Origin of the sequence: Aliamphritea spongicola, assembly GCF_017051665.1 — a bacterium.
GTDB lineage: Bacteria > Pseudomonadota > Gammaproteobacteria > Pseudomonadales > Balneatricaceae > Amphritea > Amphritea spongicola.
Genome location: NZ_JAFIDL010000134.1, coordinates 1 through 281, shown reverse-complemented (window position 1 = coordinate 281; position 281 = coordinate 1). Strand labels below are relative to the sequence as shown.

The following is a 281-nucleotide window of genomic DNA, read 5'->3' as shown; positions in this document are numbered from 1 at the left end:
CCTTCATCAGCATGAAGCCCTGGGCGTAGGAGACGATCTTCGAGGCGTACAGGGCCTGCTCGATGTCGTCGACGAAGCCGTCGACGTCTTCGATGCGTCCGCCGGGACCGGCCAGCACCCCGGCGGCGCGGACCCGGGCCTCCTTCAAGGCCGACACGATCCGGGCGTACACCGCCTCGGCGACGAGGGTCGTGGGCTGGGCCACCTCCATCGAGGAGATCACCGTCCACTTGCCCGTGCCCTTCTGGCCGGCGGCGTCGAGGATCACTTCCAGGCGGCGC

General features: G+C 69.4%; 1 pseudogene. It reads right to left on the bottom strand.

What is annotated here, in order from left to right:
* Positions 1-281: pseudogene (locus tag JYB63_RS23050) on the bottom strand (NADP-dependent phosphogluconate dehydrogenase); the annotation flags it as partial.